This window comes from Corynebacterium sp. KPL1824 (assembly GCF_000478095.1).
Classification (GTDB): Bacteria; Actinomycetota; Actinomycetes; order Mycobacteriales; family Mycobacteriaceae; genus Corynebacterium; species Corynebacterium accolens.
In genome coordinates this window covers 1-23,453 of record NZ_KI515750.1, presented here as the reverse complement: position 1 = coordinate 23,453, position 23,453 = coordinate 1, and the positions used below count along the sequence as shown (strand labels likewise).

The window sequence follows — 23,453 nt, the reverse complement described above, 5'->3', positions numbered from 1 at the left end:
TGCGCAGGCGCCAGGCAGGTTGTGGGTTGCCGACATTACCTACGTTCGCACCCTGTCAGGATTCGCCTACACCGCATTTGTCGTGGATGTATTCAGCCGAAAAATTGTTGGTGTCGCTACACGATCGACAATGCGCACCGATGCGCTGCCCATGGAGGCATTGGAACATGCGTTAACGACTGCAGGGCGAATTCATGGAAACCAGTTAATTCACCATAGCGATCGGGGCAGCCAGTACGTGTCGTGGAAGTATTCCACTGCGCTAGCTGAGTCAGGAATCCGCCCGAGTGTGGGAACAGTCGGCGATTCTTACGACAATGCGCTAGCCGAAACAGTCAACGGTCTCTACAAGGCTGAACTGATTCATGCCCAAGGCCCGTGGACGTCGGTCGGAGAAGTCGAACTGGCCACCTTGCGGTGGGTGCATTGGTGGAACACCAAGCGGCTTCATGAAGCTTTGGACTACGCCACCCCACAGGAAGTAGAAACCGAGTACTATCTCACCCAGCCCATCAACACAGGGCCGTAAAAGAAGCGGAACTAAACCCAGGACGCTTCATTTTACAAGTGGGTGAGCACCCGTAAAAAACGCAGGTTAAAGATGTATTCTGATGCCGTTATTGGTGCAAGAATCAAGACCATCTTCGATGATGAGCACGGGCTTTATGGTGCTAAACGCATCGCCGCAAGCCTCAAGGAGGACACGACGTATACCCCGATCAATCACAAGAAAGTTGCACGCATCATGAAATCCATGGGGTTAAAAGGCTTTAGCAAACGGCGTCGATGCATTACTACCAGGCGTAAGCCTGGTCACCGTGTCATGCCAGATCTAGTAGGCCGCAAGTTCACAGCTGGCGAGCCAAATCGTGTGTATGTCGGCGACATTACCTACCTGCCCTGTAAGGGAGGCAAAAACATGTACCTTGCCACAGTCATTGACACGTATTCACGTAAACTTGCAGGTTATGCACTCGCAGACCACATGCGGGTCTCACTAGTTATCGATGCTCTAGCCCACGCACACGGCGTGCGCGGCAGTCTTGACGGGACTATTTTCCATTCCGATCACGGCAGCGTGTACACCTCACAAGCCTTTAGGAACTACTGCTCGTCGTTAGGTGTGCGCCAGTCCATGGGAGCGGTAGAAACGAGTGCCGATAATGCCCTGGCAGAATCCTTTAACGCCACCTTAAAGCGGGAAGTGCTGCGTGATCGGAAAGTCTTTGACAACCCAATTAGCTGTCGTCAAGAGGTCTTCCGGTGGTGCATGCGCTACAACACGCGCAGGCGGCACTCCTGGTGCAATCTCGTAGCTCCTGATGTCTTTGAAGCCGAGACTTCGGCTATACTGACCACAGCAGCATAGCTAGCCCCCGATGTGTCCACTTTCCGGGGGTCGGGCCCTCGGCAGCGACGTAGAAGAAGGCGAAATTTAGAGTTCATGCCACACCTGTTTCACTCACCTGACAAGCCACTTGCCCCCAACCCAGTGCTACGCACAAGCAGCCTAATCTGAAAGGAAACATCATGCCCAGTACTCCCCACACCACCCCGAAAGATGCAAAAGCAGGACGGCTGAACATCACCGACCTGATGAACATCGGCATCTTCTTCGTCATCAACTTGGTAGCCGGCGTGGTCATCGCCTTCATCGGCATCACCCCCATCACCTACGTGATGATCACCAGCGTTCAGGCCCTCATCCTGGGCATCCCGATGATGCTGTTCTTGGCCAAGGTGCACAAGCCCGGCATGGTCTTCATATTCCTTCTTCTCAGCGGCCTCGCCAGCCTGCTGCTTGGTTTAGGCATATGGCCACTGCTGCTCAGCTTGGTCATGGCCGTGTTTGCCGAGTTAATTTTGCGCGCCGGCAAGTATACGAGCGCAATACACAGTGTGATCGCCTATGCCTTTATAGCAGTGTCACCCACCGCATCATATATTCCGCTTTTCTTCACCACTCGGCGCTACATAGAGAGCAGCGGCATGCAGACCAAATATGGTGCTAGTTTCGCGGATGGCCTCACCTCTATTGGCCAGATGACTTGGCTATTCCTCATCATTGTGATAGTAACCTTCGTCTGCGGGATCCTCGGCGGGATCCTCGGCCGGCGCATCTTCACCAAGCACTTCCAGCGAGCAGGAATCGCCTGATGTCGCCCACTTTGCCCGGATCAGGCACGCACACAGCGGGACTCCATCTGGACCCACGCACCACGGTGCTGGTCATCCTCGTGGTGTCCTCGGTGCTCATCTCACCGGCCGGGTCCAGTGGGGCGCTGGGCAGCACCGCCCGGTGGATGCTCATTGCCGTTCCCGGGGCACTTTTCCTCGCCTCCGGCATGGTGGCCGCTGCACTGCGATACGCACTCACCTTCGCGGTGCTCGCCGGCTTTCCTGCGGTGGTGGTACAGGCCCTGCCCGAGCGCCACATCATCGTGGACGTGTGCGCTACGTGGTTCGCAGGGCTTTCGCTCATCCTCCCTGGCATCACGTGCTGCTGGTACCTACTACGCACCGTCTCGGCCAGCGAATTCATGGCCGCGATGCAGCGCATGCGGAGCCCCGACGCCCTGACCATCCCCACGTCCATCATGTTCCGGTTCTTCCCGACGATTCTCGAGGAATACCGCGATATCCGCACCGCCATGCAGATGCGTGGCATCTCGGGCCTGCGCAACCCGATCGCTATGCTCGAATACCGCTTTGTGCCACTGTTGGCGTCCGTTGTGAGCATCGGCAACGAGCTGGCTATGTCTGCAGTGACCCGCGGATTGGGCTCGCCTCGCCGACGAACCACGCTGTGCGAGATAGGCTTCCGCGTAGGCGACGCAATAGTCATAAGCGTGCTCGTCGTGTCCCTGATCCTACTACTGGTAAATATAGTGATGCTGCCGTGATAAAGCTGCACGATGTGTCACTATCCTATGGTCAAAACACAGCGGAGCCGGTGCTGCACCACGTAAATCTCACCGTGGCGAAGGGCGAACTAGTTCTAGTGTGTGGCGAATCAGGCTGCGGTAAGTCCAGCCTGCTACGCCTGATAAACGGCGTGGCGCACACGTTCTGCGACGCCCAGATTTCGGGGGAGGTGCTGCTGGACGACGAAGACATCACTCATGCCCACCCACACGACATCGCCGAACGCGTAGGCTCAGTGTTCCAAAACCCCAAGTCGCAATTTTTCACGCTGGAAGTAGCCAGCGAACTCGCCTTTGGCTGCGAAAACCTCGGCGTGGCGCCCAACGAGATTCGACAGCGTATTGGGGAACTTTCCGCAGATTTCGGCATGGTTCATCTCCTCGACCGGCACCTGTTCACACTTTCCGGCGGCCAGAAACAAAAAATAGCATGCGCTTCAGTGGCCGCGATGCACCCACAGGTACTACTACTAGACGAACCATCATCAAATCTCGACCTCGCCGCCGTCGATGAGCTGCGCCGCATCGTCGCGCAGTGGAAGACACAGGGCCGCACCGTCCTGATCGCTGAGCATCGGCTTTCCTACCTAGTTGACATCGTGGACCGAGTGCTGGTTATGCAGGACGGGCAGATCGCTCATGATCTCAGCGGCTCGGAGTTTCGCACCCTAGACAAGGCCGAACTGTACCGCATGGGCTTGCGCTCAGCGCAGCAGGTCCCCGAGGTGACCCGCGAGCCACGCCCTTCAAGTGGCACGATGGTGCTCAAAAAGCTACAGTTCACCTACCCCAAGGCTACAGAGCCATCCCTGAGCATCAGCCACACGGAGTTGCCGCAAGGACAAGTCATCGGCGTGGTAGGACGCAACGGGGCCGGAAAATCTACCTTTGTGCGCGTTCTGACTGGCCTGGAATCTAAGGCCACCGGCGTGGTGGACATCAATAACCGCTCGCTCTCGGGTCCCCGGCAGCGCCTGCGCCAGTCCTATTTAGTAATGCAGGACGTAAACCACCAGCTTTTCGGGGAGAGCGTGGAGTCCGACGTAATCATCGGCACCAGTGGACCGGATGGGAAAAACGAAGCGCGCCTTACCGAGGTGCTTGGTGCACTTGATCTCGCGGACAAGCGGGCCCGGCACCCGATGTCGCTTTCGGGCGGCGAACGCCAGCGCGTGGCCATCGCCTCAGCAGTCCTAAGTGAGCGCGAGGTAATCGTCTTCGATGAACCCACCAGCGGGCTGGACCTGTGCCGCATGCACCGGGTGGCCCACCTGCTAGACGCCCTAGCCCGGCAGGGCAAGACCGTTTTGGTAGTAACCCATGACATGGAGCTGGTGGCGCGGTGCTGCGATCTTCTCCTGCGCGTGGAAAAAGGCCGCCTTACCGCCTGCGAACCGTGCGATGATCTCGCACTGGCGCGCACGGTGCGGTATCTACGCGGCCGCGACAGCTAGTCCCTACAGCTTCCAGCTGGTGGCGTCGCTCTTTTCACCCCAGAAGCTGCGGTAGCGTGGGGAACTCTCCATGAGTTCCTCGTGGTTGCCGATAGACTCCACGGTGCCGGAGGGACTCATCATCACAATCTGGTCCGCGTCGCGGATGGTGTGCAGCCGGTGCGCAATTACGACGATGGTGCGCTCGGCAGAAAGCGTTTTCATACCGCGCATCACAAGGTGCTCATTCTGCACGTCTAGAGAGCTAGTCGCCTCATCAAGCAGCACGATCCGCGCGTCCTTCAGTAGCGCACGAGCGATGGAGACACGCTGACGCTCACCACCGGAGAGATTCTGCCCGCCCTCGCTAATCAGGGTGTCAAACCCCTGCGGCAGCTGCCGGGCAATCTCGGTGACACCGGCCAACTCCGCTGCGCGGAGCACCTCCTCCCGCGTTGCATTGTGGCAGCCCAGGCGGATGTTTTCATACAGTGTGTCCTCGAAGAGGTACACGTATTGGAACACCATAGCCAGCGAATCCAACACCGCCCGGGAGCCAAGATCGCGAATATCCACACCACCGATACGGATGGTCCCCTGGTCAACGTCATAGAAGCGTGCCGCAAGTTTTAGCAAGGTGCTCTTGCCGCAGCCGCTGGGACCCACCAACGCAGTAGTAGTTCCGGGCGCCACGCGGAAACTCACGTCGCGGACCACTGGGGTGTTGGGTTCGTAGCCAAAGCCCACCCCATCGAACTCGATGCCATAGTCGCGTGGCGCCGCCGGAACCGCAGGCTCCGGCAACACCCGCGCATCGAGGATCTTTTGGATCTCATCTAAGGTATTGCGCGCGGATTCCAAGCCCTCGCCGTAGGGTATGCCCGACATAGCAACGCGAGCCAGGATGAACACCAACACAATGACGCCAATGTAGGTGCCTGCTTCTAGCCAGTGGTTGAGAAGTAGCACGGTGGCCAGGGCATCAATGACCACGGTACCGACCATGATGATTAAAGCCAGACGACCCATGATCATCTCACCTGTCTTCTGGGTGTGCTGCTGGGCGCTAAGCTGCTCTCGAATCGAGGCGCGCACGGCGCGCTCCCCCAGCGAATCCGGCCCAGCCATGCGCAGCACCGGCTGCACCTGGGCGAACTCCAGCACCTCCGCGGCGCCGTGCTCGTTGCGCTCGCCCTTCTGGCGCTCTGCCACGCGGTACTGCCGCATTAGGCGGTTATAGGCGAACCACACCACGGCAGCCACTGCAACGGTAACCAGCCCCAGCCGCCAGTCCACGGCGATGAGAAACACGCAAGCCAAACCGGCCGAGGCAGCACCGTGCAGCATGGGCCGCAGCATCATTGCCGGAGCGTTAGCGGCAAACAGCGCACCGCTGGTGGCTACAACACCGATCTGGCCGGCGCGATCTTCTTCAAAATAGCCCAGGGGTAGCTGTGCCGTGCGATCGGCGATAAGCCGGTGGATGCGCAGCACGTAATCATGCCCCAGGTCCTGGGCAATAACCTCAGTGGGCCAGTCTGCGGCGGCGTAGACGAGGACGGAGATAATGATCCAGGGCAACCATGCTGCGGCCTGCGCGGGATCTTCGCTAAACAGCGTGTCCAAAAACAGTGCAATGAGGATAAGGCCAATGGCCAACGCCACCGCGGAAATCCCAATTAGCGTAAGGACCAGCACCAGACGGCGACGATCAGCCGGACTGCCCAGTGAATAGAGCGTGCGGATCATTATTTTTCCTCCCCTTGGATGCCCGCCTGCGCGGTTTGGTAGCGTGCCCACATCGTGGCGTAGCCCTTGCCTGCCGCCACTAACTCTTCGTGAGTGCCTGCTTCGGTGACCTCACCGTTTTCCAGCATGAGGATCCGGTCAGCGCCGGTGATCGTGTGGAGCCGGTGTGCGATAACTACTAGCGTGCGCCCGGCCACCAGCTCGGTAATGGCCCGCTGGATCGCGGCCTCGGAGTCCGGATCCGCAAAAGCGGTGGCCTCATCCAACACGAGGATCGGCGCGTCGAGCAAGATGGACCGGGCAATAGCCAGCCGCTGCTGCTCGCCACCGGAAAGCTGCGCGTCCTCTCCCACCACCGAGTCGTAGCCGCGCGGCAGATGGGTAATGCGCTCATGAATCTGGGCGGCGCGGGCGGCGCGAACCACGTCTGCGTCGGTGGCCTCCGGGTGAGCGAGGCGAATGTTATCCCGCACGCTCATCCGCATAAGGTAAGGGTCCTGGAAGACGAACCCTACCCTACGGTAGAGCTGGTCAGATCGGAGATCAGTACTAGGGACGCCACCAATGCGCACCGACCCCTCCGTGGGGTCTAATAGCCGGGGGATGAGCGCGGCTAACGTGGACTTCCCCGAGCCGGAAGGTCCCACCACCGCAGTGATGCTGCCGGCGGTAAGTTTTTGGTTAATGCCGGAAAGCACCGGGGTGTCCGGCACGTAGGAGAAGCTTAAATCTTTCAACTCAATTCCGGCGTTTGCAGGCTCCCTGCCGCCAGCAGCGGGCGGCAATACCGGGATGTTGAAGAACTCGGTGAGATCCGCCGCGGCAGCCTTCGCCTCCGAAAACATGATGTTAGTGCGCGAAAGCATAAGCAGAGGCGCGGCGATGTTGTTGATCAACAAAAACGCTGCCAGCACATCGGCCACTGGTACGCCCGCAGACGTGATGAGCCACGGGCTGGCCGCGGCTACCACCAGCAGGCCAAACCCGGTGGAGGTGAAGATCTTCATCAAAGCGGTGGGGTGTACGGTGGCGTGCAACCACTCGCGATAGAACCCACCAAAACTCCGGGAACGACTAAGGAAAATGCTCTCGTCGTAGCCTTCCGGAACAAACACCTTGATAACCGGGATGCCGCGCACCAACTCTACGACGGCGGCGTCTAGCTGCTTCTGGCTGGACTTAAATTTCTCCGCCTTTTCTTGAAACTCGCGCATCATAAACGGCATGGTGGCCACTGCCAACAGCAGTGGTACCAGGCCCAGCAGGCCTATCCGCCAGTCCACCACGAACATGTATCCCAGGCTCAATAGCGGTACGAGTACACCGGCCGAATAATCGTGCGGCGCGTGGGCGATGAGCTGGTGGATCTTGGTGACGTCGTCTTCGATGTAGGTTTTCACAGTCCCCGAAGGTGTCCGCGTAAACCAAGACAGCGGGAGCCTACCCAGCTTGGTAATCTGCTGCTGGCGTAAGTGCTCGCCCAAAAGGCCGTCGGCCTGGTGGCTTACCTGGAGGCTCTTCACGGTTGCCTGTCCATGTAGGACGGTGGCCACCATGAGCGCCGCGACTAGCAGCCACAGCTTTGACGCATCTATCGGCTCTCCCTGGAAGGACAGCATTACGGTGCGCACCAGCTCAACCAGCACGATTACCGGCACCAGCGACAAAAACGCCGCCAGCACCGCCAATAGCAGCGACACCGTGATCTGCCGGTGGGCAGGTTGAGATATTTGCCTAAATGTAATGGGTGGTTTTTGTTCGGTCATCGGGGCCTCTTTACTTAACAGTCACAATCACGCATTGTTCCGCGCTAACCAGGCAGTGTTCCCAGTAATTCCCGCTAGAAAACCGGCAAGCAGGTCGAGGAACTCGGTTCCAGTATCGAGCGGGAAGAAATGCCCACCCGGCAGGACCTTCAGTTCAAAACTACCGCTGGTAAAATTTTCCCACCGGGAAAGCATCTCTGGGCTGACAGCTGGGTCGCTATCCCCCGCCAATGCCAGCACAGGAGAGCGAAGCACCGTGGTTGCATGGTGAAAGCCCTCGTGTAACACATAATCGCGACGAATGTCAGCGAGCAGCAGCTTCATCACATCATCATTGGCAAGGATCTCAGGTGGTGTGCCACCTACCTTCTCAAACTCCCTGCGCAGCGCACCGAACCCCATTGACGAGTGGTATTCCCCAGGCACGGTTTCTCCGGGCGCCTGCCGTGCGGCCACCACCACGGCTTCCGGTATAGTGGGCCGATGCATCTGCTGCAGGCAGGCAGCAACCTGGTAGGCCAGCGCTGCCCCCATGGAGTGGCCGTACAACGCAATCGGCGCGCCCGCCGCCAGATCTACTATCTCGGTTGCGCACATATCGGCGAGCTTGTCAAAGTCGCTTACCCATTTCTCTCGGCGACGGGTTGCCTTTCCGGGAAGCTCCACCGGCACCACGTCAATGCTTGGGTTGACCCCCACCCATCCACGATAGACGGAAGCGCTGCCTCCTGCGTGATGGAAGCAAAACAAGAGGGTTCCAGTGCGATGTCCGGCCACAAACGGAAAGACTCCCTCGCAGCTGATTTCTGTCATTTTTCGCCTTTCGCTAGGTCGGACTGATTAAGCACGATTTCTACTGCTGCGACGGTACCCGGGTCTGTGGCAAGCAACTCGGGCATCCTGCGGGCTGCGGAGTCGTATGCTCCACTTACCAAATCGGCAATTCCGGCGGCCAGGGACTGGGCACTCAGTTCGCCTCGCTGGGCGTCAATATAGTTCGGCCCGGCACCGTTTCGACAAACTGCGTTGGCATGGAAGTGTTGGTCACCACCGAATGCAACCGCAAGGCACGGCTTGCCGGCGCGCAGGATCGCCCCGGTGGTGCCCAGTGAGCCGTGGCAGATGCCTGCACGGCACCACGGAAGCACAGTCGCGAACGGGACCCGGGCGACGGTGAGGATTCCTTCTCTCACACCAGGCTCATGATCGGGATCGACGATTATCGCCCGCAGACCATGCTCGATGCACGCGTCTCGAGTCCATCGTTGAAGGTCATAAACGCGATCTGAGACCATACTCCCAAAGCTTGCCAGAACCGGGGCCGAGCCGGCAGCCACAAACTCCTCGACTGCTGGGTCTAGGGCGAGTTCACTGTGGTGCGGGTCAAGCCACTCGCCAGTGACGTGAATGTGGTTTTTCCATTCCGGCGCCGGCGGACTCAACGCGGGACTGAATTGGTAGATCGTGGTTGGTGGAGAGGAGAGCGCTCGCTGACGCAGCCCCAACCTACGGCGCCATGCCGCTATCACTGGGCGCATCGCCCAAGCCATCAGAGTATTGGACATCCAGTGGGTGACCAGAGCTCCGACAGAGCCGTCCAGTTTTCGCGGATCCACGAGGCTGTAACGGAGGCAGGGTTCGGTAGGGAAAACCTGCACCCGAACGCTGGGGACTCCGCGTGCAGCCCCTAACAACCGAGCAACTTCACTGAATTGGGTGTACATGACCACGTCAACGCCATCCATGGCATGCTCTAACACATCGAAAACGTGGGCGTCAGATATCATCTCACGGATACCTAAGACAGTGTCCATCATGCCTTTACTATCGCCCAAAAGGCGCTTCATTAACGCCCGGTAATCACCGGGTAACTCGATGTAGTCCACCCCGTTTGCACGAAAACTCCCGCCGAATTCGCTAAACCCAGCCAAAACAAACTGGTGGCCACGATCTCGAAGTGCGACACCAAGGTGCGCAAATGGCAGCATATCACCCTCAGAACCCAGGACGACCGCGAGAACTTTCACAGCCGTCTCAATCCGTAATCCAACTAGGCCACTCAGGAACCCAAGACTCCCCCATGAGCTTATCTTCCGGGCCAATATCACGAATGACTCGGCACGGATTACCGGCTGCGAGTACCATGGGCGGAATATCTCTTGTCACAACACTGCCAGCACCAATTACTGCACCATGCCCAATCGTGACACCCGCAGTTACCGTGCAATTGCCACCAAGCCACACATGGTCTTGTATGGTGATCGCACCCCCGGTACACACCATGTATTGCCGCTCTACGGGGTCTAAGGCGTGATTGCCAGCAAAGAAGGAACACCATGGACCAACCATGACCTCATTGCCAAATGTCACCGGGGCCATATCAAGTACCGTCGTTCCTCGATTGAAGGTCACGCCATCTCCGACCTTGATTTTCGAGCCATATTGGACATGAAATGGCAGGAAAACCATTAAGCGCTCCCCCAGTTCACCAAGCAGGTCTGCCATCACTGCCTGCTTCTCCGCTGTTTGAAGTGGACGAAGCTGGTTGAGATCGTGACACTTCTCCGCCGCCTCCATCATCTCGTAATAGAGATCCGGGTCCTCAATAGGGCGGAAGGGCTGACCGCAGAGAATCTTATCTTCGATTTGCTCTCGAGAATCCATGGATACTCCTTTGTGCTTGAGAGGCGCGAGCCACAATACGAATTACGGTCAGCCACGCGGTTTGACCCTGACTAGTCGGAATACCCAGATTCTTAGCTCACACTTGGTAGCTTACAGGCCTTCGACTTAATTGTCAAGCATGCCATGCCTAATTATGGTATGCTCAACTTTGCAGCAACCTGCAGCGTCGCCGCCGATCAGCCGACCTGTGCAGCCCTCTCCTGCGGGGCGCTGTGCACGACCCGGTGCCGCTAGACATACATCATTTTCTAAGGATTAGTTGGCACTACCCCAGGCGCTTGCTCCGTGGACCACAATCCATCGTTCGCGGGCAATAATCGGTTTTCCTTCTGCGGTAGGAGAATCGGTGCGCCGTCTAATAGACCGTTGACGTATATCCAGGGATGAATCATGAAAGAAAACCCCACCACGGCAACCGCTAGCGGTGACCCCAGCGCCACCGCAGTCCCCTCAACCAGCGCCCACGCAAAAGGCCGCGACCTGGTGCTTGATGTCCAAGATCTGCGATGTAGCCTGGGAAAAGTCAAGAAGCGAACGGAAATCCTGCGCGGTGTGACCCTCGCCATTCCGCGCGGGGGCATCCTCGCCGTCCTAGGCGCCAATGGTGCCGGCAAGACAACCTTGGTCAATGTCCTTTCCACGCTGCTGCCCGCCACGGGCGGAACCGCCATCATCGATGGCCACAACTTAGCCACGGATCCTTCCAAGGTGCGCGCTTCCATCGCGCTGACCGGGCAATACGCCGCAGTGGATGAGGAGCTTACCGGCAAGGAAAACCTCATCTTCTTTGGCCGCCTGGCAGGGCTTAAAGCTAGCGATGCGAAGGCCCGCGCCGCGGAACTTCTTGAGCGCTTCGATCTGGTTGGCGCCGCCGACCGCCTGGTTTCGGCATACTCGGGCGGCATGCGCCGGCGGTTAGATATCGCCGCCTCCCTCACTGTCCCGCCCGCGCTGCTGTTCCTCGACGAGCCGACCACGGGCCTCGACCCCGCCGCGCGCAGCTCCGTGTGGGATACCGTCCGCGGGCTGGCGGCCGACGGCACCTCGATCCTGCTTACTACCCAATACCTGGAAGAAGCTGACCAGCTCGCAGACCGCGTCGCCGTGCTCGCCGGAGGCAAGGTGCTCGACGAAGGCACCCCCGCCGAGCTCAAGGACCGCTATGGCACCACGGTGTGCCTCATCACGATGTCTAGCCCGGACGATGCCGCACGCCTCACCCACACCTTGCAAGAACACCGCATCGACTGCCGCCAAGAGGACACCGTATTGCGCGTCGATGCCCCCGATGGCCACCGCACCCTAGTCCGGGCGCTGGCCTTGTGGGATGGCGACGACACCTCGGTCGCGGACGTCTCCTTGGTTCCGCCCTCCTTGGACGATGTCTACTTCGCTATCGCCGGGTCCGGCGACATCGCGCAGCAGGCTCCCCACACCGGTGGAGGCTCCCAGTGAACGCGCTCGGAGCAGTCGCTGCCTCGTGGCACCGCAATGTCCTGCGCACCGTCCGCAACAAGGCCGTAATGGTTTCCGCCGTGGCAATACCCAGCCTGTTCATGGTCATCTTTTACGCCACCTTCGCCAAGGCTTCGACGGAACTCGGCATCGATTACGCCGCCTTCCTCCTGCCCGCCGGCGTTATTCAGGCGATTGTGTTCGCCGCCGGGGGCTCCTCCTTGGCGATTACGCGTGACGCCGAAAACGGCATCCACGACCGCATCCGCGCCACCGGGACGCCCGCCTGGGCCACGGTCGTCGGCCGGCTGCTGGCAGATCTCACCCGCGCCGCGTGGTCGTGCAGCATCGTCGTCCTCACCACGATCCTGCTCGGTGCCCGCTACGCTGCCGGACCGGGTCGTATTATCCTTACCATCGCCCTTTTCGCCGCCCTCACCATCATCCTCTCCGCGTTTATCGATGGCTCCTGCCTGTTGGCCCCCAAGCCCACCTCGGCGTCCTTGCTCTTCCAAAACCTCGTGCTGGTCATGGTGATGTTCTCCACCGCATTCGTGCCTGCGGATGCGCTGCCCGGCGGCATTGGCCCCATCATCCGGCACGTACCGCTATCTCCCATCTTGGACACCGCCCGCAACCTACTAGGTGGCGCTGCCCTGGGGGCGCGCGGAGTCGAAGCACTGTGCTGGCTCATCGCCATGACCGTCGTTGGCGTATGGGGCTTTATCACCGCTTTCCAGGGGAGGAAACATGACTAACCACACCACCGCCACCGTGTCGCACGACACCACCTGGCTGTCCACTGTCGCCACGCATTTTGGAAGGCACCTGCGCGCCGCCCGCCGCGATAGCGCGGTAATTACCAATACCGTGGCTGGTCCCGTTTTGATGTTCCTGGTCATGCGGTGGCTGTTTGGCGACCTCATGGCGGCCTCGCAAGGCTCTGCCACGCTCGACGCGTTACCGCTTACCATCGCGCTCATCCTTTCCAGCGAACTGATGAATGGCACCTCCGCCGCCGCGCAGATAATTAAGGAACGCCAACGCGGTATCACCACCCGCATCGCGACCACGCGCTACGGCACCAGCCCGGAGATCTTCGGCCGCTGGTGTTTCGATTCCTTACGCAGCCTTATCTCCGGCTGCGCGGTGCTGCTGGCTTCCGTGGCTTCTGGCCTGCGTATTCACACGCTGGCCGGGTTTGGCTGGGTGCTGTTAGTCATCATCTTCGGCGCGGTGGTGGCCGCCTCGCTATCGGCCATGGTGGGCGCGATGTGCGCCACCCCGGAGGCCGCCATTGGCCCGGCCCCCATCATCATGGCGGCCATGGCACTTAACGGCGGCCTCGTGCCCGTGGAGCAATTCGCTGGTGTGGTTCAACCCATCGCCCGGTGGAATCCGCTTACCTTCGCCGCCCGCGCCGGCGCCGCCATCGACGGCACGCCAAGCGCCGAAATCCTTGCCACCGGCCAGCCCGGCACCGCAGTCTGGGCTTTCGTGGCCTGGATGGTAGCACTCACCGTAGTGCTGCTAGCCGCCGCAGCTGCGTTCCGCCGCCCCACCATGTCGTAAATAGCGCCGGTTAGCGCGACAGTGCTACTTGTCGCGCGGCGGCGTCCCCAGCGGCGCGGTAGCGCTACTTGCCGCGCAGGGCGCGCCGCCGCGATAAAGAGCTGCGAATCTTTACCCGCGGCCGCGCTAAGGCGGGTAGTGTCGCCGCCGGTTACCGGCAACCAGGCGGCCTCGCCCGGGGCTAGCTCCAGGTCGTTTACCGTGACCACACCAGAAGTAGCCAGGGCGATGGCCGGTCCGGGAAGCTGCGTGGAAACCGTGGTGCCGGCGGGCAAATCGTAGCGGGTCACCGCAAACTCCTGCACCGGCAGCGGGTACTCTACTACCGTCGCGGTGTTGGGCGCGGCATCGGCAACAGCGGCGCTCTCCGCGCCTGCACCATCGCCCAGGGAGGTGTTCCTATATAGTTTGTCAATTCCGTGGGTGAGTTTGTTGGGGGTGTGAAGGGTTTCTGCTTTTCCTTGTGGATGTTGTTTTCGGGCACGGTGAGGAGCCGATTGGGCTTGCTGTGCAATCGGCTTGAGGTGGGGGTCTGTTGGTTCTAGGCTGCTGCGGCCTCCTGGGCTGTGGAGATGTCTCGGTAGAGCTCGCCGTTTCGCATCATGGCGAAGAGGACGTTGAGGCGTCGGCGTGCGAGTGCGACGACTGCGGCGTTGTGTCTTTTGCCTTCTTTGCGTTTTCGTTCATAGAATTGCCGGGAACGCTCGTGGAATCTGATCGATGCAAAAGACGATTGCCATAGGGCGTTCTTTAATTTTTTGTTGCCAGCCCTGTTGGGTGAATTCGACATGATAGACGTTCCTGACTGATTCGTCCGCGGTGATAGGCCTGCATAGGATGCTAGGTGCGCTGCATCGGGGAAGTCGGACATATCGCCAACAGTCATGAGGATCTGCGCGGCGCTACGCGGGCCGATACCGGGCATGGATAAAAAGAATCTCGGTCTGCGGAATGTCCTGAATCAGCTTGAGTACCTGCGCTTCGATTTCTTTACGATGCTCGAGTTTGGCTAGTGCATCTGTGGCGGACATTGCTACGCCAAGTTCGGCGTATTCTGCGCCGGCAATGGATACGGTCTGTTCGTGGATGGCAGCAAGCATGGCATCGATGACAGGCTCAGGATTGCGTGCCCTGTGTTTGCGTGCAAAGGCTTTCAGGCGTGTTCTACCGATGCGTCGAATCTTGGTGGGGCCACCGTATTTTGCAAGTAGGTGGAGGATCCACTTTCGGTGAATCATCTGTCCGCGCAGGACATGTTCGAATGCAGGATAGGTTCCTACGAGCGCGGATCGCATCTGGTTAATCAGGCGTGTGTAGGCCCGGGCGAGGTCTTCGTCGATCCCGTTGAGAACTTTCAGCTGGATAAAGACGTCCTCAACGCGGTCGAGGTTGCGCAGGGAATCTGGAAGGTTAAGACCGGCATGGGCGATAACGTAGGCGTCGCGTACATCGGTCTTACAGTTGCCGACGTGGATGCGAGAAAGCTGTCGCATCGCAAGTCCTGGTAGATAGCGAACGTCGACGCCCATGTCTTGGGCGACTGCGACGGTTAACCGGCCGATGTTGTTGGGTTGATCGACAATGACAAGGACCGAGGCGTCGTCAGCGAGGAATTGGCCAAAGAGCTTGCGTAGCGAGCCTTCATGCTGGTTGATGCGTTTGGACAGGACTTGCCTGCCTTGGGGGTCGAGGACGCAGGCGTGGTGGAAGTATTTGCCGACGTCCACGCCAATGACGAAGTCATAGGCCATGGGTGTATGCCTCCTAGCGATGAATTAGAAGTTGGATTATTTGAGCTTCATCGCTGGGTTGGTCGGACATACTTCACGCTGGCATCCACATTACTGTGAGACCTCATACTGAAGTGCTCCGGGTTTTGTTCCTAGGCATTTGCCTTGTTTTCCATTATTGCCTGCTGCGGGGTCTTCTTCCAAAATTCGGATTCCACCTCGGCTGGGGTTCGGTATCCCAGGCTTTGGTGGATCCTTGTCTCGTTCCACCATGACACCCACTCGAACGTCGCGATTTCTACCTCTACAACGTCATCCCACCTGCGGGTATGGACTAGCTCGTTCTTATGAGGGGCCGTTAACGTTTTCAGCCAGAGCATTATCATAGGAGTCACCAACACTTCCGGTGGAAGCTGTAATGCCGTGCCGGGTAAGTCGCTCGTTGTAGACAACGCTGACGTACTGCGAGCCGTGATCCGAATGGTGAATGAGACCTGTTGTTTCCTCAGCGCTCACAATCGCTTGGTTGAGTGCTTGCAGCGGCAAAGCTTCGGTCCGCATCGAATCTGACAGCGCCCACCCGACGATCCGCCGGGAGTAGACGTCGGTGACAAACGCGGTGTAGACGAATCCTTTTCGTGTCCGTACATAGGTAATGTCAGCCACCCACAGCTTATTCGGGCCCCGGGCTTTGAATTCACGCTCGACCAAGTCCGGGCGCAAATCAGGCACGTTAGCTTTTCGGGTTGTAATTGGTGATCCGCCTTTGCCTTTGCCAGAAACGCCAGCCAGGCGCATCAGTCGGGTAGCGTGTTCACGACCGATATCGATTCCTTCACGGCGAAGAGCATGCCACATTTTCCGCACACCTAAGACACCATAATTATCCCGATGAACAGCACTAATGCGTTCAACCAGAACAGCATCACGAAGTCGACGAGCACTTAACCCGCGAGTGAAGCGTCCTGGGTTTAGTTCCGCTTCTTTTACGGCCCTGTGTTGATGGGCTGGGTGAGATAGTACTCGGTTTCTACTTCCTGTGGGGTGGCGTAGTCCAAAGCTTCATGAAGCCGCTTGGTGTTCCACCAATGCACCCACCGCAAGGTGGCCAGTTCGACTTCTCCGACCGACGTCCACGGGCCTTGGGCATGAATCAGTTCAGCCTTGTAGAGACCGTTGACTGTTTCGGCTAGCGCATTGTCGTAAGAATCGCCGACTGTTCCCACACTCGGGCGGATTCCTGACTCAGCTAGCGCAGTGGAATACTTCCACGACACATACTGGCTGCCCCGATCGCTATGGTGAATTAACTGGTTTCCATGAATTCGCCCTGCAGTCGTTAACGCATGCTCCAATGCCTCCATGGGCAGCGCATCGGTGCGCATTGTCGATCGTGTAACGACACCAACAATTTTTCGGCTGAATACATCCACGACAAATGCGGTGTAGGCGAATCCTGACAGGGTGCGAACGTAGGTAATGTCGGCAACCCACAACCTGCCTGGCGCCTGCGCATGGAAGTCTCGCTGTACAAGGTCTGGGCGATGATCCGGTGTCTTCGGGCTAATCGTTGTCATAGGGGGTCGTCCACGTCTGCGGCCGGAAACACCTGCGAGTTTCATCAGTCGTGCGGTCTTGTCGCGGCCGATATGAAAGCCTTCACGGTTCATGGCGTGCCACATTTTGCGGATGCCGTAGACCGAGAAGTTTTCCGCATGCACACGCTGTATCTCTGGGATGAGCAGGCTATCGCTTAAGGCTCTTGCGCTGGGAACACGTGTGGTGGCTTTGCGGTAGCCGCGTGAGGTGATGAATCCACGATCTGCTTGTTTAAGGACTCTGCAGATGGACCCGGGCCCCAAACTGATCTTTATACGCGTCGATGTAAGAGATCATTTGGTCTTAGGGTCGGTCGAGTTCCGCTGCGAAAAAAGCCGAAGCAGTCTTAAGAATCCCGTTTGCTCGTTTCAGTTCGCGGTTTTCTCGGCGCAGACGCCCCAAGCTCTTCTTCCATTGTTTCGCCGCCTGAAGCGTCAGAGTCATCACGTACTGAAGCGCTGTCACGGTACCAAGCCCGCAACGTGTGGTGAGATACTCCAAGCAGCTCACCGACCTCCGTGTAGGCGCGTTGCAGTGAGCAAGACTCCAGGCGGACCATTTCGATGATCTGATGGACCGCCTTCTCCTTGAACTCGACGGAATACTTTCTAGGCATAGTTCAATCCTTCCTTAGCTGAGGTAGGAACTAAACCCAGTACGCTTCAGAGCCTTGGACTGGCGATACCCACGCGAGGTGATAAACCCACCAGCCCGGTTATTTTTCAACGCCAGTGCAGATGAACTCGACAGAGAAACGATTCCGGTTTTCATCGATGAACCGGATCATTTCTTAACGTTTCGGGTCGAGTCATGAGGCGAAAAAGCCGAGGCAGCCTTCAACAACTCATTAGTATCGCGTAGCTCTTGATTTTCACGACGTAGCCTCGCGTTTTCGGCAGCCAAATCTTCAGGCACAGGTTCTGGGATGCTCCCCGCACGCCGGGCAGGCTTAAGTCCATTGACGAGCCGTGTGCCATGAAACCCCCAGCTTCGGGCCTACTGCCTGGCACGCGGCCTGCATCGACATATTTTCCGCCAAGATGCGGTCCTCCACGAGACGGACCACACGGTCCTTCGCATCCTGGTCAAATTTTCTCGGCATGTTCCAGATTTTCCCATCTACTCAAACGGAACAAAACCTGGGACACTTCACTACCAACCACTGCTGTGAAACTACCGCACGCATGGCCGGAAATCTGGGATTCGACGTGTCATTCATTCTAGATGCCACTGCTTGTTTCCCGCGCACTGATCATGAAGGAAAAACTGTATCCGCAGATGAGATCATGCGTGCCACTGCTGCAAATCTTCATGGCGAGTTTGCCAACGTAATGACAACGGCGAACTATGTGGAAGCCTGTGCGAGAAACTTCAATTAGTACGTTGCACTTTAGCTATATACAGCTTGTTTCAGTCGTGAGAGGTGAACGGTTGCTAAGGCTGACAGGGGCTGTGAGTGCTGAGAGTACAAACATAACCTATGTGGGATCTGTCTGAGCTGCCCCAGATTTTCCCGTCTGCTCTAACGGAACAAAACTTGGGGTACTTCAGATTACCTTTCTTCCCAGCTCGACTGGGCTGGATATCAGGTGTCCACCAAACAGGGGTCAGGTCCTACCTCCATGAGCGGGGTTGAAAACGACGAATAATCCCCACAGGACCAACCACCCAACACTATGGGGAGGTTGGTCCTATGGGGACTATCATCAATTAATATTTTGTTTTTGTTGTTTGGTGTCGGCGGTGACTTACTCTCCCACAACCTCCCGGTTGCAGTACCATCAGCGCGTACAGGCTTAGCTTCCGGGTTCGGAATGGGACCGGGCGTTTCCCTGTAGCTATGAACCACCGACAAACCTATCAGAACACTACCCACCACATGTGCGTGTGGGTGTTGTGTCAGATACTGCATAGTGGACGCGACACACACGATAATGTGTATTTTTGTTTGTTTACTCGCTTCACAAGTTCACCCAACAATCATCCCCACACGTGGTGTTTGGGTTGTTGTGGTGTGTTTGTTTTGGTCAATTAGTACCAGTAGCCTTCACACCTTACAGTGCTTCCAAGTCTGGCCTATCTACCCCATAGTCTTTAGGGGACCTCAAAAGAAACCTCATCTTAAAACAGGCTTCCCGCTTAGATGCTTTCAGCGGTTATCCCTTCCGTACGTAGCCAACCAGCGATACCCCTGGCGGGATAACTGGCACACTAGAGGTACGTCCGTCCCGGTCCTCTCGTACTAGGGACAGCCTTCTTCAAGTTTCAACGCGCGCGGCGGATAGAGACCGAACTGTCTCACGACGTTCTGAACCCAGCTCGCGTGCCGCTTTAATGGGCGAACAGCCCAACCCTTGGGACCTACTCCAGCCCCAGGATGCGACGAGCCGACATCGAGGTGCCAAACCATCCCGTCGATATGGACTCTTGGGGAAGATCAGCCTGTTATCCCCGGGGTACCTTTTATCCGTTGAGCGACACCACATCCACAAGTAGGTGCCGGATCACTAGTCCCGACTTTCGTCCCTGCTCGACATGTCTGTCTCACAGTCAAGCTCCCTTGTGCACTTACACTCACCACCTGATTGCCAACCAGGCTGAGGGAACCTTTGGGCGCCTCCGTTACATTTTGGGAGGCAACCGCCCCAGTTAAACTACCCACCAGGCACTGTCCCCAACCCAGATCATGGGCCAAGGTTAGATGCTCAATCCGATCAGAGTGGTATTTCAACAACGACTCCACCACCACTAGCGTGATGATTTCACAGTCTCCCACCTATCCTACACAAACCGAACCAAACACCAATACCAAGCTATAGTGAAGGTCCCGGGGTCTTTTCGTCCTGCCGCGCGTAACGAGCATCTTTACTCGTAATGCAATTTCACCGGGCCTGTGGTCGAGACAGCAGAGAAGTCGTTACGCCATTCGTGCAGGTCGGAACTTACCCGACAAGGAATTTCGCTACCTTAGGATGGTTATAGTTACCACCGCCGTTTACTGGGGCTTAAATTCTCAGCTTCGCAACCACAAAGGTTACTAACCGGTCCTCTTAACCTTCCAGCACCGGGCAGGCGTCAGTCCATATACATCAACTTAACGTCTTCGCATGGACCTGTGTTTTTGATAAACAGTCGCTTCCCTCTATTCTCTGCGACCCCACAACACTCCAACCGCACAGGGTCTTCACGTCACAGGGCCCCCCTTCTCCCGAAGTTACGGGGGCATTTTGCCGAATTCCTTAACCACAGTTCACCCGAACGCCTTAGTATCTTCAACCTGACCACCTGTGTCGGTTTAGGGTACGGGCCATACACACACTCGCTAGAGGCTTTTCTCGACAGTACAGGATCACCACCATCAACCCCAATGGGTCTACGCATCACGCCTCAACCACAATGTGTGGCGGATTTACCTACCACACGGCCTACACGCTTACACCACCAATCCACTAAGTGGCGCGGCTACCTCACTGCGTCACCCCATCACTTGAACCACACATCAGGCCCCACGACATCAACACCACCAACACTCAAAAAGTGAAAAGGTAGCGTATCCGCAGTGGTTAGTATCCGTGCTTTATCATGGGCGCACATGTACGGGTACCAGAATATCAACTGGTTATCCATCGACTACGCCTGTCGGCCTCGCCTTAGGTCCCGACTCACCCTGGGAAGACGAACTTGACCCAGGAACCCTTAGTCATCCGGCGGTAAGGATTCTCACCTTACAATTCGTTACTCATGCCTGCATTCTCACTCGCACACAGTCCACGCCTCCTCACGGTAACGCTTCCACCCATGCACGACGCTCCCCTACCCAAACAACAAAAAAATGTTGCTTGCCGCGGCTTCGGCGGTGTACTTGAGCCCCACTACATTGTCGGCGCAGAACCACTCGACCAGTGAGCTATTACGCACTCTTTCAAGGATGGCTGCTTCTAAGCCAACCTCCTGGCTGTCTTCGCGATCCCACATCCTTTTCCACTTAGTACACCCTTAGGGGCCTTAACCGGCGATCTGGGCTGTTTCCCTCTCGACTATGAAGCTTATCCCCCACAGTCTCACTGCCGCACAACACAATTGATGGCATTCGGAGTTTGGCTGACATTGCTAAGATTGTAGTCCCGCTCAACCAACCAGTCGCTCTACCTCCACCAAGCTAAATGCGACGCTGCACCTAAATGCATTTCGGGGAGAACCAGCTATCACGGAGTTTGATTGGCCTTTCACCCCTACCCACAGCTCATCCCCGCAGTTTTCAACCTACGTGGGTTCGCGCCTCCACAACCTCTTACAGCTGCTTCACACTGGCCATGGGTAGATCACCCCGCTTCGGGTCCAGGACATGCCACTTATCACCCCATTAGGATTCGGTTTCCCTACGGCTACCCCACACGGGTTAACCTCGCGACATGCCGCTGACTCGCAGGCTCATTCTTCAAAAGGCACGCCATCACACACAAACAGGTGCTCTGACGGATTGTAAGCACATGGTTTCAGGAACTATTTCACTCCCCTCCCGGGGTACTTTTCACCATTCCCTCACGGTACTATCCACTATCGGTCACACTGAGTATTTAGGCTTACCGGGTGGTCCCGGCAGATTCACAACAGATTCCACGAGCCCGTTGCTACTCGGGAACCCAACAACCCCCACATCATCATCTTCAGCTACAGGACTCTCACCTACTCCGGCAGATCATTCCAAACCACTTCACCTAACAACAATGCACAGGGCGTGCCACTGGTAGATGACACAAAATCAGGCCCCACAACACCGCACACACAACCCCTACCAGGTATCACATGCACACGGTTTAGCCTCATCCACGTTCGTTCGCCACTACTAGCAGAATCATTATTATTTTCTCCTCCTACGGGTACTGAGATGTTTCACTTCCCCGCGTAACCCCCACAACAGCTATGAATTCACTGAAGGGTAACCCCACATAACCAGGGCCAGGTTTCCCCATTCGGACATCCTCGGATCAACGCTTTATTGACAACTCCCCGAGGCTTAACGCAGCCTTACACGTCCTTCATCGGCTCAGCATGCCAAGGCATCCACCATGCGCCCTAAATAACGAACACACCAACCACCACACACAAACCACACAACACGAAGCCATGCAGCCAGCATGTGGCAGCAACAAGTGAACTTGACAAAATAAACAAAAAGAAAAATCACATCACACACACAAGACACCACCCACAAAAGCAGGCGGCATCATGTGAGATGCTCGCGTCCACTATACAGTTCTCACACAACACCCCAACCAGCAACAAACACCACCACAACAAACGATGCTCATCAACCAGTCAGGCACACACAAAAGGGGATAATGCCCCAGACACCCAACAATGCACCAACGACTTACCAATCAACTTTACTTCCTGTATGCATGGACACTTTTACGCATGTCACAAAGCACTGTCTCAACACTTAGACCCTGCTGATTAAGGTGTATGTCCTACCCGGAATTTCCATATTCGGTGGCAGCAGAACACTCGCCCACTCAACCACCAACCCACCATCAAACAACAGTGGGCAACCCACAACTGTGGGCCATTGGCTGCAACTGCAGCCAAAATAAAAGCTCCTTAGAAAGGAGGTGATCCACCCGCACCTTCCGGTACGGGTACCTTGTTACGACTTCGTCCCAATCGCCGATCCCACCTTCGACGGCTCCCTAACACGTTTAGGCCACCGGCTTCGGGTGTTACCAACTTTCATGACGTGACGGGCGGTGTGTACAAGGCCCGGGAACGTATTCACCGCAGCATTGCTGATCTGCGATTACTAGCGACTCCGACTTCATGGGGTCGAGTTGCAGACCCCAATCCGAACTAAGGCCGGCTTTCAGCGATTCGCTCCACCTCACAGTGTCGCAGCGCGTTGTACCGACCATTGTAGCATGTGTGAAGCCCTGGACATAAGGGGCATGATGATTTGACGTCATCCCCACCTTCCTCCGAGTTAACCCCGGCAGTCTCTCATGAGTCCCCAACCAAATGCTGGCAACATAAGACAAGGGTTGCGCTCGTTGCGGGACTTAACCCAACATCTCACGACACGAGCTGACGACAACCATGCACCACCTGTACACCAACCACAAAGGGAAACTACATCTCTGCAGCGATCTGATGTATGTCAAGCCCAGGTAAGGTTCTTCGCGTTGCATCGAATTAATCCACATGCTCCGCCGCTTGTGCGGGCCCCCGTCAATTCCTTTGAGTTTTAGCCTTGCGGCCGTACTCCCCAGGCGGGGCGCTTAATGCGTTAGCTACGGCACGAAAGTCGTAGAAAGACCCTCACACCTAGCGCCCACCGTTTACGGCATGGACTACCAGGGTATCTAATCCTGTTCGCTACCCATGCTTTCGCTCCTCAGCGTCAGTAACTGCCCAGTAACCTGCCTTCGCCATCGGTGTTCCTCCTGATATCTGCGCATTTCACCGCTACACCAGGAATTCCAGTTACCCCTACAGCACTCAAGTTATGCCCGTATCGCCTGCACGCCCGGAGTTAAGCCCCAGAAT

The 23,453-nt window shown here is 57.2% G+C and carries 14 protein-coding genes, 3 rRNA genes and 5 pseudogenes; 9 read left to right on the top strand and 13 right to left on the bottom strand.

What is annotated here, in order from left to right; genetic code table 11:
- From HMPREF1267_RS06400 to HMPREF1267_RS06380, 5 genes and pseudogenes are all read left to right on the top strand, one after another.
- Window positions 1-529, top strand: a 529-nt coding sequence (locus HMPREF1267_RS06400; RefSeq protein ID WP_023028774.1) for an IS3 family transposase, incomplete at its 5' end; no start/stop codon positions are given.
- A 24-nt stretch (window positions 530-553) separates the two neighbouring features.
- A pseudogene (locus HMPREF1267_RS06395) lies at window positions 554-1,369 on the top strand (IS3 family transposase); the annotation flags it as partial.
- 161 nt (window positions 1,370-1,530) lie between these two features.
- Entirely contained in the window at window positions 1,531-2,157 is a 627-nt protein-coding gene (locus HMPREF1267_RS06390) for an MptD family putative ECF transporter S component (protein ID WP_014307391.1), read from the top strand.
- Window positions 2,157-2,903 (top strand): energy-coupling factor transporter transmembrane component T, encoded by a 747-nt coding sequence (locus HMPREF1267_RS06385; protein WP_014303365.1) that lies wholly within the window; start codon window positions 2,157-2,159, stop codon window positions 2,901-2,903. The genes HMPREF1267_RS06390 and HMPREF1267_RS06385 overlap by 1 nt, the downstream gene beginning before the upstream one ends.
- Before the next feature lie 14 nt (window positions 2,904-2,917).
- Complete coding sequence (locus tag HMPREF1267_RS06380) at window positions 2,918-4,378, top strand: ABC transporter ATP-binding protein (RefSeq protein ID WP_227917020.1); 1,461 nt, start codon at window positions 2,918-2,920, stop codon at window positions 4,376-4,378.
- 3 nt (window positions 4,379-4,381) lie between these two features.
- Here the strand turns inward: HMPREF1267_RS06380 and HMPREF1267_RS06375 are convergent, their stop codons facing one another.
- Genes HMPREF1267_RS06375 through HMPREF1267_RS06355 form a run of 5 tightly spaced genes read right to left on the bottom strand, consistent with a single transcriptional unit; the run spans window position 4,382 to window position 10,536 of the window.
- Entirely contained in the window at window positions 4,382-6,106 is a 1,725-nt protein-coding gene (locus HMPREF1267_RS06375; protein ID WP_014303363.1) for an ABC transporter ATP-binding protein, read from the bottom strand.
- Window positions 6,106-7,872, bottom strand: a complete 1,767-nt coding sequence (locus HMPREF1267_RS06370) for an ABC transporter ATP-binding protein (protein ID WP_014307393.1) — start codon at window positions 7,870-7,872, stop codon at window positions 6,106-6,108. Before HMPREF1267_RS06370 ends, HMPREF1267_RS06375 begins: the two co-directional genes overlap by 1 nt.
- A 27-nt stretch (window positions 7,873-7,899) precedes the next feature.
- Window positions 7,900-8,685 carry a thioesterase II family protein gene (locus tag HMPREF1267_RS06365; protein WP_023018093.1) on the bottom strand — a complete coding sequence of 262 codons (786 nt, stop codon included), beginning with the start codon at window positions 8,683-8,685 and terminating at the stop codon, window positions 7,900-7,902.
- Window positions 8,682-9,899, bottom strand: coding sequence for a glycosyltransferase (locus tag HMPREF1267_RS06360; RefSeq protein ID WP_023018094.1), 1,218 nt, complete (start codon window positions 9,897-9,899; stop codon window positions 8,682-8,684). The genes HMPREF1267_RS06365 and HMPREF1267_RS06360 overlap by 4 nt, the downstream gene beginning before the upstream one ends.
- Before the next feature lie 7 nt (window positions 9,900-9,906).
- A complete protein-coding gene (locus tag HMPREF1267_RS06355) occupies window positions 9,907-10,536 on the bottom strand; it encodes a sugar O-acetyltransferase (RefSeq protein WP_014303359.1) in 630 nt (209 codons plus the stop codon).
- Window positions 10,537-10,947: 411 nt separating this feature from the next.
- On the opposite strand from HMPREF1267_RS06355, the gene HMPREF1267_RS06350 reads away from it, so the two are divergent.
- The 3 genes from HMPREF1267_RS06350 to HMPREF1267_RS06340 are packed head-to-tail and all read left to right on the top strand — an operon-like array spanning window position 10,948 to window position 13,584.
- Window positions 10,948-12,012, top strand: a complete 1,065-nt coding sequence (locus HMPREF1267_RS06350) for an ATP-binding cassette domain-containing protein (RefSeq protein WP_014303358.1) — start codon at window positions 10,948-10,950, stop codon at window positions 12,010-12,012.
- Window positions 12,009-12,770: an ABC transporter permease gene (locus tag HMPREF1267_RS06345; RefSeq protein WP_014303357.1), complete on the top strand. Its 762-nt coding sequence runs from the start codon at window positions 12,009-12,011 to the stop codon at window positions 12,768-12,770. Before HMPREF1267_RS06350 ends, HMPREF1267_RS06345 begins: the two co-directional genes overlap by 4 nt.
- Window positions 12,763-13,584: an ABC transporter permease gene (locus HMPREF1267_RS06340; RefSeq protein ID WP_014303356.1), complete on the top strand. Its 822-nt coding sequence runs from the start codon at window positions 12,763-12,765 to the stop codon at window positions 13,582-13,584. The genes HMPREF1267_RS06345 and HMPREF1267_RS06340 overlap by 8 nt, the downstream gene beginning before the upstream one ends.
- 541 nt (window positions 13,585-14,125) lie before the next feature.
- On the opposite strand, the pseudogene HMPREF1267_RS12715 reads toward HMPREF1267_RS06340, so the two are convergent.
- The 5 genes and pseudogenes from HMPREF1267_RS12715 to HMPREF1267_RS13150 form a co-directional block, all read right to left on the bottom strand.
- Window positions 14,126-15,335 (bottom strand): annotated as a pseudogene (locus HMPREF1267_RS12715) (IS110 family transposase).
- A 131-nt stretch (window positions 15,336-15,466) separates the two neighbouring features.
- Window positions 15,467-15,694 (bottom strand): IS3 family transposase, encoded by a 228-nt coding sequence (locus HMPREF1267_RS13590; protein ID WP_198011996.1) that lies wholly within the window; start codon window positions 15,692-15,694, stop codon window positions 15,467-15,469.
- Window positions 15,660-16,256: pseudogene (locus HMPREF1267_RS12710) on the bottom strand (IS3 family transposase); the annotation flags it as partial. The pseudogene HMPREF1267_RS12710 and the gene HMPREF1267_RS13590, both read right to left, overlap by 35 nt.
- Window positions 16,257-16,300: 44 nt before the next feature.
- Window positions 16,301-17,529: pseudogene (locus HMPREF1267_RS06320) on the bottom strand (IS3 family transposase).
- Window positions 17,530-17,862: 333 nt separating this feature from the next.
- Window positions 17,863-18,061 (bottom strand): annotated as a pseudogene (locus HMPREF1267_RS13150) (hypothetical protein).
- Between HMPREF1267_RS13150 and HMPREF1267_RS12705 the strand changes: the two are divergent.
- A complete protein-coding gene (locus tag HMPREF1267_RS12705; protein ID WP_232215120.1) occupies window positions 18,014-18,292 on the top strand; it encodes an isochorismatase family protein in 279 nt (92 codons plus the stop codon). The pseudogene HMPREF1267_RS13150 and the gene HMPREF1267_RS12705 sit on opposite strands and share 48 nt — an antisense overlap.
- Before the next feature lie 356 nt (window positions 18,293-18,648).
- Here HMPREF1267_RS12705 and rrf read toward each other — a convergent pair.
- From rrf to HMPREF1267_RS06295, 3 genes are all read right to left on the bottom strand, one after another.
- Window positions 18,649-18,766 (bottom strand): 5S ribosomal RNA (gene rrf, locus HMPREF1267_RS06305).
- Window positions 18,767-18,925: 159 nt separating this feature from the next.
- Window positions 18,926-22,004 (bottom strand): 23S ribosomal RNA (locus HMPREF1267_RS06300).
- A 514-nt stretch (window positions 22,005-22,518) separates the two neighbouring features.
- A 16S ribosomal RNA gene (locus tag HMPREF1267_RS06295) occupies window positions 22,519-23,453 on the bottom strand; the annotation flags it as partial.